14 protein-coding genes are annotated in these 16,156 nt (G+C 72.7%); 13 read left to right on the forward strand and 1 reads right to left on the reverse strand.

Translation table 11 applies throughout. The features are described from left to right. Positions 1–260: 260 nt before the first annotated feature. From ABEA93_RS16940 to ABEA93_RS16995, 12 genes are all read left to right on the forward strand, one after another. Positions 261–1,427: a thiolase C-terminal domain-containing protein gene (locus ABEA93_RS16940; RefSeq protein WP_345676393.1), complete on the forward strand. Its 1,167-nt coding sequence runs from the start codon at positions 261–263 to the stop codon at positions 1,425–1,427. Between the two features lie 49 nt (positions 1,428–1,476). Then, positions 1,477–1,929, forward strand: coding sequence for a Zn-ribbon domain-containing OB-fold protein (locus ABEA93_RS16945; RefSeq protein ID WP_345676394.1), 453 nt, complete (start codon positions 1,477–1,479; stop codon positions 1,927–1,929). A gap of 79 nt (positions 1,930–2,008) precedes the next feature. Beyond that, positions 2,009–3,193 (forward strand): amidohydrolase family protein, encoded by a 1,185-nt coding sequence (locus ABEA93_RS16950; RefSeq protein WP_345676395.1) that lies wholly within the window; start codon positions 2,009–2,011, stop codon positions 3,191–3,193. Next, positions 3,190–4,308: an amidohydrolase family protein gene (locus tag ABEA93_RS16955; RefSeq protein WP_345676396.1), complete on the forward strand. Its 1,119-nt coding sequence runs from the start codon at positions 3,190–3,192 to the stop codon at positions 4,306–4,308. The genes ABEA93_RS16950 and ABEA93_RS16955 overlap by 4 nt, the downstream gene beginning before the upstream one ends. A 2-nt stretch (positions 4,309–4,310) precedes the next feature. Then, positions 4,311–5,693 carry a phenylacetate--CoA ligase family protein gene (locus tag ABEA93_RS16960; protein ID WP_345676397.1) on the forward strand — a complete coding sequence of 461 codons (1,383 nt, stop codon included), beginning with the start codon at positions 4,311–4,313 and terminating at the stop codon, positions 5,691–5,693. Next, on the forward strand, positions 5,683–6,642 hold the full coding sequence (locus ABEA93_RS16965; RefSeq protein WP_345676398.1) for an amidohydrolase family protein: 960 nt from the start codon (positions 5,683–5,685) through the stop codon (positions 6,640–6,642). The genes ABEA93_RS16960 and ABEA93_RS16965 overlap by 11 nt, the downstream gene beginning before the upstream one ends. Continuing rightward, positions 6,639–7,232, forward strand: a complete 594-nt coding sequence (locus tag ABEA93_RS16970) for a DUF7700 domain-containing protein (protein WP_345676399.1) — start codon at positions 6,639–6,641, stop codon at positions 7,230–7,232. The genes ABEA93_RS16965 and ABEA93_RS16970 overlap by 4 nt, the downstream gene beginning before the upstream one ends. Next, positions 7,229–9,397 (forward strand): acetate--CoA ligase family protein, encoded by a 2,169-nt coding sequence (locus ABEA93_RS16975; protein ID WP_345676400.1) that lies wholly within the window; start codon positions 7,229–7,231, stop codon positions 9,395–9,397. Before ABEA93_RS16970 ends, ABEA93_RS16975 begins: the two co-directional genes overlap by 4 nt. Beyond that, a complete protein-coding gene (locus tag ABEA93_RS16980; protein ID WP_345676401.1) occupies positions 9,398–10,498 on the forward strand; it encodes an alcohol dehydrogenase catalytic domain-containing protein in 1,101 nt (366 codons plus the stop codon). Positions 10,499–10,583: 85 nt separating this feature from the next. Further along, on the forward strand, positions 10,584–12,344 hold the full coding sequence (locus tag ABEA93_RS16985) for a glycosyltransferase 87 family protein (RefSeq protein ID WP_345676402.1): 1,761 nt from the start codon (positions 10,584–10,586) through the stop codon (positions 12,342–12,344). A 334-nt stretch (positions 12,345–12,678) separates the two neighbouring features. Beyond that, positions 12,679–12,864, forward strand: coding sequence for a hypothetical protein (locus tag ABEA93_RS16990; protein ID WP_345676403.1), 186 nt, complete (start codon positions 12,679–12,681; stop codon positions 12,862–12,864). 107 nt (positions 12,865–12,971) lie between these two features. Beyond that, positions 12,972–13,913 carry an MBL fold metallo-hydrolase gene (locus tag ABEA93_RS16995; RefSeq protein ID WP_345676404.1) on the forward strand — a complete coding sequence of 314 codons (942 nt, stop codon included), beginning with the start codon at positions 12,972–12,974 and terminating at the stop codon, positions 13,911–13,913. Positions 13,914–13,969: 56 nt separating this feature from the next. On the opposite strand, the gene ABEA93_RS17000 is transcribed toward ABEA93_RS16995, so the two are convergent. Beyond that, on the reverse strand, positions 13,970–14,599 hold the full coding sequence (locus tag ABEA93_RS17000) for a TetR/AcrR family transcriptional regulator (RefSeq protein ID WP_425584978.1): 630 nt from the start codon (positions 14,597–14,599) through the stop codon (positions 13,970–13,972). A 352-nt stretch (positions 14,600–14,951) separates the two neighbouring features. On the opposite strand from ABEA93_RS17000, the gene ABEA93_RS17005 reads away from it, so the two are divergent. After that, complete coding sequence (locus ABEA93_RS17005) at positions 14,952–16,142, forward strand: FAD-dependent monooxygenase (RefSeq protein WP_345676406.1); 1,191 nt, start codon at positions 14,952–14,954, stop codon at positions 16,140–16,142. Positions 16,143–16,156: the final 14 nt, after the last annotated feature.

The following is a 16,156-nucleotide window of genomic DNA, read 5'->3' on the forward strand; positions in this document are numbered from 1 at the left end:
GGGACGGGTTCATTCGCCCTGCGGGCGGGGGTTCGCTTTCGGCAGGATGATGCCCGGTCCGCCGCCGACCCCGGTCGTCCGAGCCGGGGTGCCTCGCGCGGAAGGGCTCTCCGGTGCCGCGGGGTCACCAGCGGCGGGGGCGGCGGCTCTTGCGGCGGAACGATGCGGTAGCCGGTTGGTTGCCCCGGCCGATTCCGCCGCCTCGAATTCACTCAGGCGTTTGACTTGATTCCGTTGCCGCCGCGCGCTTGCATGCGGGGATGGTGGACGGGTGGCCGCGGGACCGGGTGGCAATTGCCGGGGTGGGCTGGACCGAGTACGCGAAGGACTCGGGGGTCAGCACGCTGACGCTGGCGTCGCGGGCCGTCTCCCGGGCGCTGGCGGATGCCGGGCTCGGGCACGGCGACGTCGACGGGGTCGCGTGCCACCGGGTCGGGGACTCGGTGCAGGCGGTGCTGGTGGCGCAGGCGCTGGGGGTGCGGGACCTGCGGTTCCACCTGGACATGTTCGGGGGCGGCGGTACCTCGCACCAGGTGGTGGCGCAGGCCGCGTTGGCGGTGGCCTCCGGGATGGCCGAGACCGTGGTGTGCTGGCGGGCCGTCAACGCGCGGTCGGAGTTCCGGATGGGCGGTACCGGGCGTGCGGCGCCCGACGCGTTGGAGTTCGCGTACCAACTGCCGTACGGCTACGCCACCCCGCCGCAGCAGTACGCCATGCTCGCCCGCGCCTGGATGCACGCCCGCGGCGCGGCGCCCGAGGACCTCGGGCGGGTGGCCATCACGCAGCGCGAGCACGCGCTGCTGAGCGAGCGCGCGATGATGCGCAAGCCGCTCACCATGGACGACTACCTCGCCGCCCGCCCCATCGCCGAGCCGCTGCGGCTGTACGACTGCTGCCTGGAGACGGACGCCGCCGTCGCCGTGGTCGTCACCGGCGCCGAACGGGCCCGCGCGCTGCGGCAGCCGCCCGTGCTGATCGCCGGGGCCGCGACCGGCGGAGGGCACTGGCTGTTCTCGAACGGCCGGGAGGATCCGACGGTGAGCGCGGCGGCCGACCTGGCGCCGCGGCTCTACCGGGCGGCCGGTGTCGGGCCCGGCGAGATCGATGTCGCCGAGCTGTACGACGCGTTCACGTTCCTGGTGCCGCTCCAACTCGAGGACTACGGCTTGGTGCCGCGCGGCGAGACCGGCGGGTTCTACGCCGACGGCCATGCGCGCCTCGGCGGACGGCTGCCCGTCAACACGCACGGCGGGCACCTGTCGGAGGGTTACGTGCACGGCATCAACCACATCGCCGAAGCGGTGACGCAGCTGCGCGGAGCCGCCGGTGCGCGGCAAGTCCCGGGCGCGGAGACCGCGCTGACGACCGGTCAGCCGGGGTATGTGGGCGGGACGTGCTCCGCCCTCGTCCTGCGGCGCGATCGGTAGCGCCCGACCTCCGGCGCGACCGGGAGCACTCGACGCGGAAAGGCCCGACATGACCGTACGACCGAACGTCGACCGCGACTCCGCGGCCTGGTGGGCCCGGATCGCCGCGCACGAACTCGTCTTCCAGCGCTGTGCCGACTGCGCGCGGTGGCGGTGGCCCGACCGGGCGATGTGCAACGCCTGCGGCTCGTTCGCCTGGCGGCATGAACCGGCCTCGGGGAAAGGCGAGATCGCCAGTTGGATCGTCAACCACCACCGGTTCTCCGCGGATTCGCAAGTGCCGTACGTCGTCCTCACCGTCCGCGTGGACGAGCAGCCGGATCTTCTGCTGCCCGGCGCGTTCGACGGCGCACACGATGATCCCCGGCTGGCGATCGGAGCACGTGTCACGGCCGGGTTCCGGGACCTGCCGGGGGAGCCCGCGGCGGCCCTGCTGACCTGGTCGGCTGCCGCTCCGCAAGCCGGTGGGCCGCACCAAAATTCAAGCACTCGCTTGATTTAGCCGGAGCCCACCGGCAGGATGCGCCCAGAGCCCCACGCCCGCACACACGACCCGCGACTCTTCCAAGGCAGGTCCCGCGATGCGCAACGGATTTCCGGTCTTCGACGCCGACGCCCACGTGATCTACCCGCGCGACCTGTGGACGCGGTTCCTCGACAAGAAGCACGCCGACCGGTTCGGCCGCCGCCAGCCGTTCCCCGGGTTCGACACCTACAACCCGGTGACCGTGGACGGCCGTTGGACCCAGCACGACACCATCGTCTACGGCCGTTTCCAGGAAGCCATCAACTGGACCACGGACGACATGCGCCGCATCTACGGCGACGACCTGCTCCTCAACGGCTTCACCGGCGACCGTGTGGCGGCCGCCCTCGCCCGGGACGGCATCGACGTCGCGGTGATCTACGGGCCCGAGTACGACATGTGGTTCGACGGCATCGACCCCGAACTCCAGGCCGCCATGGCGCGCGCCTACAACCGCTGGGGGCAGGAGATGCGCGAGACGTCCGGGCACCGCGTCCACGTCTCCGGGCCCGTCCCGCTGGTCGACATCGGCCGTGCCGTCGAGGAAGTCGCCCACGCATACGAGACGTTGGGCACCCGCTGCTTCTGGGCCCGCCCGAACCCGTTCGACGGGCGCACCCTCGGCGACCGCTACTACGACCCGCTCTGGGAAGCCCTGCAAGACCTCGGCGTCGCCTTCGGCACCCACGAGTTCATGGGGCTCAAGGGCCAATCGTTCGGCCACGACCGGTACAAGACCTTCACCGAGTGGCACACGGTCGTGCACCCGTTCGAGACCATGGGTGTCATCACCTCGATGATCGTGCACGGCGTGTTCGAGCGCTTCCCGCGGCTGCGCGTCGCCTACCTGGAAGCCGGCTGCGGCTGGCTGCCGAGCTGGCTGCACCGCATCGACGAGCAGCTGGAGATGGCCGGAGAGCGGGAGTTCCCCGAGCTGACGATGAACGCGACCGGCTACTTCCGGCGCAACGGATGGATCTCGACGGAGTGCGAAGACCCCTTCGTGGCCGACGTCGTGCGCTGGATGGGCGACGACCGGATCCTGTTCGAAAGCGACTTCCCGCACCCCGACTCCAAGTTCCCGCACACCACCGAGGAGTTCCTCGGCCAAGGCGCGCACATCCTGTCGGACGCGAGCAAGCGCAAGATCCTGTGGGACAACCCGGTGGACTTCTACCGCTTCCCGGACGCCTACCTGCCCACGGACCTCACCGAAGCCACGGACCGGAGCAACGCATGACGACGCGCATCATCTCCGCGGACTGCCACGTCAACGAACCCCCGCACGTCTTCGACAGCGTCCCGGCCGCATACCGCGACCGCACGCCCCGCCTGATGCGCGGCGCGGACGGCGGCGACGGCTGGAGCTTCGACGGCAAGCCGCCCAAGCGCACCTACGGCGTGGAAGCGATGGCGGGCCGGACCAAGGACGAACACGTCGCCTCCGGGCTCCGGTTCGACGACATCCTGCCCGGCAACTACGACGGCGCCGCACACATCGCCGACATGGAACGCGACGGCGTCGACGTGTCCGTGGTCTACCCGGCGCAGGCGATCTTCACCTACCAGGAACCCGACCGCGGCCTCGCGCAGGCCTGCATACGGGCCTACAACGACTGGATCCTCGGCGAGTTCCAGGCCGCCGACCCGCGCCGGATCGTCGGGCTGCCGATGCTGCCCGTCGACGACGGAATGGCGGCCGCGACCGCCGAACTCGACCGGGTGCTCGCGGCGGGCGCGAAGGCGGCCTTCCTGCCCGGGAACCCGGAACGGCCCTACCACGACCCGTACTACACGGAAATGTGGACGGCCGCCGAACGCAACGGCGTTCCGCTCACGTACCACCGCACCTTCGGCGGCAAGCCGCAGGAAGCCGACTGGGACAACGTCGCCGCGAACAACTTCAGTGCGGCCGGCACCGTGCACCGGTTCTTCGGCTCGACCAAGCAGCTCACCTACATGGCGCTCGGCGGCGTCTTCGAACGACACCCCGGGCTGCGCCTGGTCATCGGCGAAGTCAACTTCGGCTGGCTGCCGTTCTGGGCACAGACCGCCGACGAACAGTTCGAGAACCAGCACAGCATGGGCACCCACCGGATCACCGCGCCGCCGAGCGGGATCCTCGGCGAGCAGGTGTTCGTGACCGTGCTCGACGACCGGGTGGGCTTCGACCTCGCGCGAAGCGGGGCCTACCCCTATCTGGCGAAGGCCGCGATGTTCTCCACGGACTACCCGCACAGCGTGTGCTTGTGGCCGAACACCCGCAAGATCGCCGACGAGCTGACACAGGGGCTGGCCGAGGCCGACGCGGCGGCGATCCTGGCCGGCAACGCGGCTCGGATATACGGAGTCTGACGATGTCTCAGGGCATCCGCCGACCGCACGAGGCGGTGGACTTCGGCGAGGCGGCACACCGCTTCCCGCCGCCGCCGGAGTACTTCGAAACGGCCTACTTCGCCACGCCCGAGGAGATCGAGCGCACGCAGCTCGCGCGGCTGCGGCACCGCGCGGATACGGCGTACCGCATCCCGTTTCACCGGCGGCGCTGGGACGAGGCCGGGTTCGCCCCCGGCGACCTGCGGAGGCTGGACGACCTGTGGAGGGCGCCCGCGTACACCGTCGACGACATCCGGCGCAGCATCGAGGCCGTGCCGCCGTACGGCGACTACCAGGGCGTGACGCCCGCCGACGCGGCCCGCGAGCCCATGCGGCTCTACATGTCGGGCGGCACCACGGGCGCCTCGCGGCCGACGTTCTACACCGCCTGGGACCGCGCGGTGGGCGGCATCCTGGAAGCCCGGCAGCTGTACATGCAGGGCGTGCGGCCGGGCGACGTGGTGATCAACTCGTGGTCGTACGGCACCCACAACGGCGCCTTCTCGTTCGACGAAGCCGCCTACCAATGGCTCAACTGCGTCGTGATCACCGCGAGCACCGGCAACGTCACCTCCAGCCGCAAGCAGGTCGAACTAGCCCTGGAATACGGGGCCTCGGCCATCCTGACCGCCGGCGACTACGTACTGCGCCTCGCCGAAGTCGTGCGCGAGATGGGGCTCGACCCGCGCACCGACCTCGCGCTCAAGGCGATCCCGAACATCGGCGACACCAAGCTGCTCGAAGAGACCTTCGGGCTGCCCTGCTACGCGACGTACGGCTTCCACGAAGTGCAGACCGTCGCGGTCGAGTGCGAGGCCCGCAGCGGCTTGCACATCTTCGAGGACGCGTTCGTCGTGCAGGTCGTCGACCCGGAGACCGGCGAACGCCTGCCGGACGGCGAGACCGGCGCGTTGGTCGTCACCGAACTGTACAAAACGGGCAGCGCGCAGTTCCGCTACAACATCATGGACCTCTCCTACCTGATGCCGCGTCACCGGTGCGCCTGCGGCTCGTGGTTGCGCAAGATCGGGCCGTTCGCCGGGCGCGGCGACAACATGGTCAAGCTGCGCGGCGTGAACCTGTGGCCGGAGGTCGTGGGCGAGATCGCGACGGGCGTGCCGGGCACGGCACCCGACTACTTCGTCCGGGCGATCCGCGAGGGCAACCGCGACGAGATGGTCGTACACGTGGTCGGGGAGGGGGACCCTTCGGGCTTCGCGGTGCTTGCCGCTAGCGTCGAGGAAGCCCTGCGCGAACGCTTCGGCGTCCGCATCCGCGCCGAGATCGCGGTGCCCGGCGCTCTCGACGCGTGGACGGGCGTCGACGTCTCGCCGAAGCTCAAGAGGTTCCGCGATGAACGCTGAGACGAACGCCGAGACGAACGCCGAGACGAACGCCGGCGCTCCCGCCGCCCTGCCCGTCGTCGACTACCTGTGCAACGCGTTCTTCCCGGACCGCCAGGCCCTGTGGGACGAGGCGATCGCGGCGACCGGTATCAACGTGCGCGTCCGCCGCGGCCCCGACGAGGCGTTCTGCGACGGCGACACGATGGTCGGACGGATGGACGCGCTCGGTGTGGCCACCGTCCTGCTGTCCACCGGCGACCTGTCCGCGCGCGCCGCGATCGACCCGCGCGACTACGACCACTTCGCGATGCGCTGGGACGAGTACGGAGAGCTGACGAAACGCCATCCAGGGCGGTTCGCCGCCCTGCTGGTCGTCGACCCGACGCGCGGCATGGCGGGCGTCGCGGAAGCGCGGTCGCGGATCGCCGACGATCCGACGGTCGTCGGCCTGTACCTGCACACGCACAGCTGGGACCGGCGCTTCGACCACGCCGACTACTACCCCTGGTACGCGATGTGCGCCGACCTCGACATCCCGGTCGCCATGCAGGCCGGCACCTCGGGCGGCCTCATGGCCAGCGAATGCGGCCACCCGATCGGCATCGACAGGCCCGCGCTGTACTTCCCGACGGTGCGGTTCGTGCTGTCGCACACCGGCTGGCCGTGGGTCGACGAGGCGGTCTCCCTGGCGCTGAAGTTCCCGAACGTCTACCTCGGCACCGGCGCGTACCCGCCGCGGCACTGGCACGCATCGGTGCACCAGTTCCTGACCGGGCCCGGCCGCCGCAAGGTGCTGTTCGGGACGAACTTCCCGACCGTCGCGCACGCCAAGGCCCTCGCTCAGATCGACGAGCTGGGACTGCGCGACGACGTGCGGGCGCGGCTGATCGGCGGGACGGCGTACGAGGTGTTCCCCCGCCTCGCCCCGGTCCCGGGACTTCTCGGCACGGCAGGAGGATCCGCGTGAGCGATGCGACGAACGGCGTGGCGACCGGGGCGGCGGCGGATGTCGGGCCCACCGTGGGGGTGGTCTACGGCATCCCGCCGCAGCCGCCGGTCGCGGCGAACACCCGGATGCTGGAGGCCGGGGCGCTGCGGATCGGCGTCGAGTACCGCGATGTCGACCCCGAGGCGCTGCGTGCCGCGTACGCGGGCAACGCGGCACAGCTCGCCGAGCTGGAGGCCAAGTCGCCGGTCGGCGGATTCTCCGACGAAGGCGTGTCCGTGCACGTGTTCGACGCCGAGGACGGGCACGAGTACCTGCGGTTCGACTTGTTCGACGGCGAACCCCACTACCACTACAACCACCGTCCAGGCCCCGTCGGCGAGGCGGTCAACAACGTGGTGCCGTTCGACGTCACCGCGGGCGGCGACATGCTGGAGTGGGCGTTCGAGCGCCTGCGCACCCGGCTGCCGCAGATGCTGGCCAAGGCCGGCGGCGGGCACCTCGTGCCCCGGGTGGACCGGGCCGCACTGGAACCCGTGCTCGCCGAGGCCCGGGGGCTGGCGGTGGCGGCGCGCGAAGGCTACCGGCGGGCCGCGGAGGCCGGCGCGTGACCGGTGAGCCCGGGAAGGCCGTGCCCGAACACGAGGTGAAGGCGCTGCTCGCCGGGCTGGGTGTGGCGGTGCCGCGCGGGGCCGTGGTGGCCGCGGGGGAGCGCGGGGTCGACTGGGCGGCGCGGGCCGGATCGCTCGGCCCGCTCGTCCTCAAGGCGTACGGCCCCGGCATCGTGCACAAGACCGACGTCGGCGCGGTGCGCCTCGGCCTGGACGCGGCGACGCTGCCGGACGCCGTGCGCGCGATGCGGGACCGCCTCGCCGACCACGGGATCACCCCGGACGGGTGGCTCGTCGAGGAGCAGCAGCCGCCGGGTGTCGAACTCATCGCCGGGGTGATCCGCGGCCCGTTCGGCCTCGCCACCCTCGTCGGGCACGGCGGCGTGCTCGCCGAGACCCTCGACCAGGCCGTGGTACGCCTCCAGCCGCTCGGCGACGGCGGAGCGGCCGCCCTGGTCGACGCGTTGCCGGGCGCCGCCGTGCTGCACGGGGTGCGCGGCGGGGCCGCGGTCGACGTCGACGCGGTGACGGCCTTGCTGCGCTGCCTCGACGCGGTGCCGGAGGCGGTGGCGAAGGCATATCCGGGATTCGTCCTCGACGAGTTCGAATGCAACCCGGTGATCGCCACACCGCACGGGGCGGTGGCGGTCGACGCGCGCCTCATCCTGCGCGCCGCCGACGCCCCGGAGCCGCCGCGGGACGGCACCGACTTCACCCGGCTCTTCGCCCCGCGCACCGTCGCGGTCGCGGGCGCGTCCACCACGAAAGTCACCTTCGGCAACCGGTTCCTGGCCGCCTACCGGGCCTTCGGCCGCGCGGACGGCCTGTATGCGGTCCACCCGACGGCCGCCGAGGTGGACGGCGTCCCGGCGGTGCCCTCGGTCGCCGAGATCCCCGGCGGCGCCGACTACCTGCTCGTCGCCGTCCCGGCCGCGGCCACCCCGGACCTGGTCGCGGGTGCGGCCGGGCACGCGCGGTTCGTGCACGTGGTCAGCGGCGGCTTCCGGGAAGCCGGAGATGCCGGGCTGGAAGCCCGCCTGGCGGCCGCCGCCCGCGGCGCGGGCGTCCGGCTGCTGGGACCGAACTGCCTCGGCGTGTACGCCCCCGCCGGGCGCCAGACCTTCCAGCTCGGCGTGCCCGCCGAACCGGGCGGCGTCGGCGTCGTCTCGCAGAGCGGCGGCCTGGCCGGCGACATCGTCGCCGCCGGCACCCGGCGCGGCCTGCGGTTCTCCGGACTGGTCACCATCGGCAACGCGGTCGACGTGGACGCGGCCGAACTCCTCGGCCACTTCGCGGACGATCCGGCGACCCGGGTGATCGGCCTGTACGTCGAAGGCACCGGCGGAGGCGAACGCCTCACCGCCGCGCTGCGCCGCGCGGCCGACCGCGGAAAGCCGGTGGTGGCGCTGGTCGGCGGACGCAGCCGCCAAGGTGCCCGCGCGGTCGCGTCGCACACCGGCGCCCTCGCCGGGGACGCCCGGATGTGGCAGGCGCTCCGCGCCGACACCGGGCTGACCGTCGTGGACTCGCTCGAGGACTTCCTGGCCGTGCTGGGGATGTTCCAGCGGTATGCCGGGTCTTCGCGGGGCGCCGAGGGCGTGCTGGTCGTCGGCCCGGGCGGCGGCGCTTCCGTGCTGGCGACGGACGCGTGCGACCGCGCCGGGCTGGAGGTGCGGCCGCTTCCCGCGGAGGCGGCGGCCGGGCTGCGGCGGCTGGGCTACGGCGCCGGAACGTCACTGGTCAATCCGATCGAGATCCCGCTGGGCCCGGCCGTCGAAGGCGGCTCGGTCTTCGGCCGGGTGCTCGCGGCGGTCGCGGACGGCGGCGCGGCGTACGGGGACGCGCTGCTGCACGTGAACGTCCAGTCGTACTACGGGTATGCGGACACCGGCGCCGCACCGCTCGTCCGACTTGTGGACGGGCTCGCGGAGTTGCCGCCCTCCGGACCGCGCCTGAGCCTCGTCCTCCGCAACCTGGAATGCGCGCCCCCGGACGATGCGGAAGCCATCGCCGCGGCGGGCCTCCGGGCCGCGATTCCGCTGTTCGGCAACCTCGACCAAGCCGCGGCGGCGATCGCGGCCGTGCAAGGCCGGCAAGACGCCCGGTGCCCCCACTGCCTCCGAACCGACGACGACCGGAAGCCCATTCCGGGACGGGAGTTATAGATGCGCGCTGCTGTGCTGACCGAGTTCCACGCGCCGCTGGTGCTGCGCGACGACGTGGAGATCGCGGACCCGGGGCCGGGCGAGGTGCTCGTCCGGGTCGCCGCCTCCGGGATCTGCGGCTCCGACCTGAAGGCGATCGACGGCAAGAGCCCGGTCGCCCGCGAACTCCCCGCCGTTCTGGGGCACGAAAGCTCCGGCATCGTCGAGGAGATCGGCGCGGGCGTCACCATGGTCGCGCCGGGCGACCGCGTGGTGGTCGCGATGACCGGCCACTGCGGGCGCTGCGCGGGCTGCCGAAGCGGTTCACCTGCGGCCTGCCGCAGCCCGATCCGGCAGAGCCAGCTCGGACGCATGCGGGACGGGACGACGCGGCTGCGGGTGGACGGGATGGCCGCGTACCCGTTCATCGGCATCGGTTCGTTCGCCGAATACGTGTGCGTGAACGAGGAGATGCTCGTCCCGGTGCCGGACGCCCTGCCGCTGGACGCGGCGTGCCTGCTCGCCTGCGGCGTGGTCACCGGGGTAGGCGCGGTGCTGAACACCGCTGAGGTGCAGCCCGGTTCGACCGTGCTGGTGGTGGGCGCGGGCGGCGTCGGGCTCAACGTCGTGCAGGGCGCGGTGCTGACGGGAGCCTCGCGGATCATCGTCGCCGATGTGAACCCGGCGAAGCTGCCCGGCGCGATGGCACTGGGCGCCACCGAGACACTGGTCGCGGACGACGCGCTCGCCGAGACGGTCGGCAAGGCGACGGACGGCGGCGTCGACTACGCGTTCGACGTCACCGGTCATGCCGGCGTCCTCGCCCAGGCGTTCGCCGCCACGCGCGAAGGCGGCACCGCGGTGATGGTGGGGAGCCCGCCGAACGAGCCGATCAGCGTGCTGCCGCAGCAACTCTTCTTCAACCGCACGCTGAAAGGCTGCGCGGGCGGCGGCGGCCTTCCGTCCCGCGACTTGCCGCGGCTGATGGCGATGGCAGTGTCCGGACGGCTCGACCTGGGCGGGTTGATCACCCGTCAGGTGCCGCTGGAGGACATCAACACGGCCATCACAAGCGTGCGTTCGGGACGCGAGGCGCGGGCGGTGGTGTCGCTGCTGGCGTGAGCGATGTGCAACCACCCAGTGGGTGGACGGCGGGGTTGGGGCACAATCCCGTTCCATGATTCTTGACGGGGCAAGAAGACGGGGCGTGGTGTGGCGGCCGTACGCGGCACGCATATCCGGGGTGGCGGCGGTGCTCTGCTTCCTGGCCGCCGCGGTGTGGTCGTGGTGGTCGGCGTGGCATCTGCCGTCCTGGGACCGGCAGATGGACCTGCACGTCTACCGGGGCGCCGTGCTGGCCGTCCGGGACGGTCATCCGCTCTACAAGTACGTCGCGGAGAACGGCGATCCGTTCACCTACCCGCCGTTCGCCGCGGTGGTGATGTGGCCGCTCGGCTGGGTGTCGGAGCCGGTCGCGCGCGTGCTGTGGACGGGGGCGACGCTCGCCGCGGTCGTCGGTATCGCCGCCACGCTGCTCGCCCGGCGCGGGATCGAAGGCCGACGCCGGTACACCGCGTTGACGCTGGTCGGAGCCTCCGTGCTGCTGCTGTCGGCGCCGGTGCAGAGCAACCTGCGGTTCGGCCAAATCAGTGTGTTCCTGGTGTTGTTGGCCTTCCTGGACGTGCTCGACGCGCTGCCGCGCCCGCTGCGCGGCGTGCTCGTCGGGATCGCCGCGGCGATCAAGCTGACGCCGATGCTGTTCATCCCGTACCTCTGGGCGACGGGCCGGCGCCGCGACGCGGTGCGCGCGAGCGCCGCCTTCGCGGCGTGCACGGGCTTGGCGCACGCGCTGTGGCCCGCCGACTCCACGACGTTCTGGACGTCGGCGGTCTTCAGCACGTCCCGCATCGGCAACCTGGCCGCGAGCGGCAACCAGTCGATCAACGGCGCGCTGATCCGCACGGGCGTGGTCCCGCCGGAGCGCGCGGTGGCGTGGCTGCTGCTGTCCGCGCTGATCTGCGTGATCGCCTTGGTCGGCGCCTGCCACAGCTACCGCACCGGGCGCGCGGTGCAGGGCGCGGTGATCGTCGGCTGCGCGACGGTGGCGGCGTCGCCGGTGTCGTGGACGCACCACCAGGTGTGGCTGGTGCTGGCCGGCCTGCTGCTCGTCGCCGGACCGGGCAAGGCCCGGGTCGGGTCGGGCGCGGCCCTGCTGATCGGCATGACGATCAGCGTCGGCGGGTGGCTGCCCGGCGGCTTCGTGGCCGACAACGTCCGGCTGCTGGCCGCGCTGGGCGTGTGCGCGTGGGGGCTGGCGCCGTTGTGGCACCGGGGGACGGTCACGGCCCACGTGCTGCCCGGGGTGCGGGTACTCCTGAGGCCGCGGACGGTGATGGCGTACGCGGCGGTGGCGGCGGTGGCCGCCGGGGTGGTGGTGGCCGTGGTGCGGGAAGCGCCGGTGACGGTGCGGGTGCGGACGGCGGGGGATCGCGATACGGCGTTGTGGGGGGCCGGGACGGACGAGTGCGCGACGTTCGCCCAGGCGCCCCTGCCCGGCGGCCGCCCCGGAACGACTCTGGCCTGCGAAAGCGCGGTCGATCCGGTGGGTGGACGGCAGCTCAACTTCGGTGCGGGCACAGCCGCGGACGGCACGGTGACGATCCAGGGGCAAGTCGGCCCGGAGGTTGCACGCTTGGTCTTCGTGACGGTCGAGGGGACCCGGGCGATCGAGGTGCCGCTGATCCCGGCGCCAGGGCCGACCGGAGGTCCGATCCGCCTGCCCGGCAACGCCGCGGTACCGCGCATGGGCCCCGCGCCGTTTCCCGGCGGCCCGATCGAGGACCATCGCATCAACGGCGCACGGAACTTCGGGATAGCGGTGAGCAACACCAGCCACGCCCTGCTGCTCGCGTACGGGCCCGACGGCCGGTTGATCGCCGAGGGCGGAGACAAACTGCGCTACGGCTGATGCTCCATGTGTTTTGGGGAAGCTCCGCCAACTGTGGGGGAGTTCCTCACGACCATCACCCCCGCCCCGCGCTACCTTCTGGGAAACGCTGTGACAACGGGGGTTACGCGACATGGTCGAAAAGTTGACCGAGCTTTGGGTCAGGGCCAGCAGTGGGGGAGGCCGCGGCGGGGGCGGCGGGGGTGGTCGCGGTGGCGGCAGCAGCGGCGGTCGGGGTGGCGGCCGCGGTGGTGGCGGAGGCTACTACGGGAGCAGCGGCGGCGGCGGTGGTGGTGGCGGTGGGGCTGGAGATCCCGGTGACCTCTGGCTGGTCATCGCGATTCTGCTCGTCACGGTGTTCGTGGTCGTTCTGGTGGTGCTGATCGTCCGCCAGAACCAGGCGAACGCCGCCGCGGCGGCGGCCGGCGCCGCCTTCGTGCCGCCCCTGCCGCCCTACCCGCCCCGCCCGACAACACCCGCACCGACGATGCCCCCACCGACGGCCCCACCGTTCGCCGTCCCCCCGCCGACGACACCGTGAACGCCTGACCCGGGCCGACCGGTTCTGGTGCAATGGTTGCCTGGCTGCGGCAGCCGGGACGGGGTCGGATGCCCCGATCCCCGGGGGCCGCGACGAGGGGAGCCCGCATGAGCACGGTGCAGCACGACGTGGATACGGTGCGGCCGCCGCGGGTGGAGGAAGTTGCGGACGGGGTGTTCGCGTACGTGCAGCCCGATGGGACCTGGTGGATCAACAACACGGGGTTCATCGTCGGGCGGCGCGGGGTGGTCAGTGTGGATGCCTGTGCGACGGTGCGGCGGACGCGGGCGTATCTGGACGCGATCGCCGGGGTCACCGCGCAGCCGGTGCGGACGTTGATCAATACGCACCACCACGGCGACCACACGTTCGGCAACCACCTGTTCCGCGGCGCGACGATCGTCGGGCACGAGGCGACGCGGCAGGGGATCGCCGACTGGGGCGAGCCGCGGTCGGCGCCGTTCTGGACCGACGTCGAGTGGGGGGACGTGGTCCTCGAACCGCCGTTCCTGACGTACACCGACGGGGTGACGGTGTGGTCCGACGAAATGCGTGCGGAGGTACGGCACGTCGGCGGACCGGCGCATACGACGAACGACTCGGTCGTCTGGCTGCCCGAGCAGCGGCTGCTGTTCAGCGGTGACGTCCTGTTCAACGGCGGGACCCCGTTCGTGGTCCAGGGGTCCGTCGCGGGCACGATCCAGGTGCTGGAGGAGGTCGTCAAGCCGCTGGGTGCCGCGACGATCGTTCCGGGGCACGGCGCGGTCGCCGGGCCGGAACTGGTCGACCGAGTGCTGGGCTACCTGCGGTTCGTGCAGGCCGCGGCGGTGGCCGGGCACAGTTCCGGGCTGACGCCGTTGCAGACCGCGCGGGAGCTGGATCTCGGCGAGTACGGCGAACTCCTCGACAGCGAACGCATCGTCGGCAATCTGCACCGGGCGTACGCGGAACTGGAGCCGGGCCCGCTCGGCCGCCCGATCGACGTGGCAGCGGCGTTGGGGGACATGGTCGCGTACAACGGGGGCAAGCCGCTGACCTGCTTGGCGTGAGAGCGGTGACGACCAGCCGACCGGCCTCGGGTCGGCCGGCTGTCACCCCTGCGGCGTCACTCGCCCGGCGGGCGGGCCGTCGCCCCCAGCATCCCGTCCAGCAATTCGCCGATCCCCAGAGCGATTTCGTCGCGTGAGGGGGGTTCGTCCCAGCCCGCGCCCGCTACGGAATCGAACATGACGCCCTCGCACCACGTGACGAGGAAGCGGCCGTGGCGGGCCGGGTCACGGGAGCCTAGGGCGCGCATGATGCCGACGGCGGCGGTGCGGAACGTGCGTCCGGCGTCGTCGTAGGCGCCGCGCAGTTCGGGGCGGCGGGTGGCTTCGAGGGCGAGTTCGTAGCGGGCGATCTTCTGGTCGCGGCCGCCGCGGATCGCATCGGAGACGATCGACGCGAGCAACTCCACGACGCCGTCGCGGTCTTGCGGGAGTAGCGCGGCCAGGTCCGGCGGCGCCCCGTCGGCGGCAGGGACCGGAGCCGAGCCCGGTTCCGGCATGACGCCGCCGAATTCGCCCGCTTCCAGGACGGTCATGCGGGCGAGCGTGAGTTCGAGGAGCGCCGCGCGGGTGCGGGCGTAGTACGACGTCGAGCCGGCGGGCAGGCCCGCGGTCTCGTCCACGGCACGGTGGGTGAGGCCGCGCATGCCGCGTTCCACGAGCAGGCGCACGGCGGTGTCGCCGAGCAGGTCGAGCCGGGCGCGTTTGCCGGGCGCGGCACCCGTTCCGGACGCACCGCCGCCCGACGCGAGGCCCTCCGCGGGCTTGCTTCCGGAAGGCCCGCCCCCTGACGAGCCCCCCGGCTCGGAAGCGCTGCCGGTGCCGGGTTCGGGGCTGCCGCTGGTGATCACGCTGCCACTGTAGCGAGCCGATCGTGCCGCACTACATCTGGAGAGAAAGAGTCACTACACCCGTAGAGGTGTCGCCACTACAGGTGTAGAGTCTGGCGTGGGGCGGGTGCTCTACACCTGTAGTGGGAGTGTCTCGCCCGGGCACGCCGACGCGGCGTGTCCGCACCCTGCCTCCGTGAAGGGAACCGCCATGACCTCCCCGTCGACCTCCACCCCCACCGCCCTCGTCGTCGGCGCCGGCATCGGCGGTCTCGCGGCGGCGGCCGCGCTGCACGGCGACGGCTGGGCGGTCACCGTCCTCGAGCGCGCCGATGCCGTGGAGCCGGTCGGTGCCGGCATCGCCGTCGCTCCGAACGGCCTGCGTGCCCTCGACACGATCGGCGTCGGCGACCGCATCCGTGCGCTCTCCGCCATCCAGGGCGCCGGGGCGCTGCGCCGCCCGGACGGCCGGATCCTCGCCACGACCAGCGGCGACGCGATCCGCGAGCGCTTCGGCGACCCGATGGTGGTGGCGACCCGGGCGTCCGTCGTCGAAGCCCTGCTCGACCGGCTGCCGGCGGGGGCGCTGCGGCTGGGCAGCGCCGTCGTCGACGTCGATCCCGGTGACGCGGCGCGTCCGGCGAAGGTGGCGACCGCCGACGGCGCGGCGTACGCCGCCGACCTGGTCGTCGCCGGGGACGGGATCCGCTCCGCGATCCGCGGCGTCCTCTTCCCCGGTCACTCGGCACCCGTCTATGCGGGCTTCACCACGTGGCGCGCCGTCGTCCCCGCTCCGGCGCAAGCAGGCTCCACGCTCGGTGAGACCTGGGGCCGCGGCCAGGTCTTCGGTGCGATGCCGCTCACCGACGGGCGGATCTACTGGTACGCGACCGCGAACCGCCCGGAAGGCGAGAAGTACGCCGACCCGCGGGCCGAAGTGCTCGCGCTGTTCGGCGACTGGCACGACCCGATCCCGGAGCTCGTCGGGGCGGCGAGCCCGCGGGACGTCCTGCACCTCGACGTGCACTGGTCGGCTACTCCGCTGCCCGCCTTCCACCGCGGCCGGGTCGCGCTGCTCGGCGACGCGGCACACGCGATGACGCCCAACCTCGGTCAGGGCGGCAACCAGGCGCTCGAGGACGCGGTCGACTTGGCCGCGCTGCTGGCGAACCGGGGCGGCGACGTCGCCGCCGCGCTCCCGGCGTACACCGCGCTGCGGCTGCCGCGCACCACCGCGGTGGTCCGCAAGTCCACGCGGATGGGTGCGATGGCGCAGTGGCACGGGCGCACCGCCGTCGCGCTGCGCGACCGGGCCCTCCGGCTCTCCGCCCGGCTGTCGCCGGACACCGCCATCAAGCCGCTCGACGACGTGATGGCGTGGCGGCCGGTGGCCCGCGCGTAACCGGTGACAGGCGC

Source organism: Yinghuangia aomiensis, from assembly GCF_039542225.1.
Lineage (GTDB): Bacteria > Actinomycetota > Actinomycetes > Streptomycetales > Streptomycetaceae > Yinghuangia > Yinghuangia aomiensis.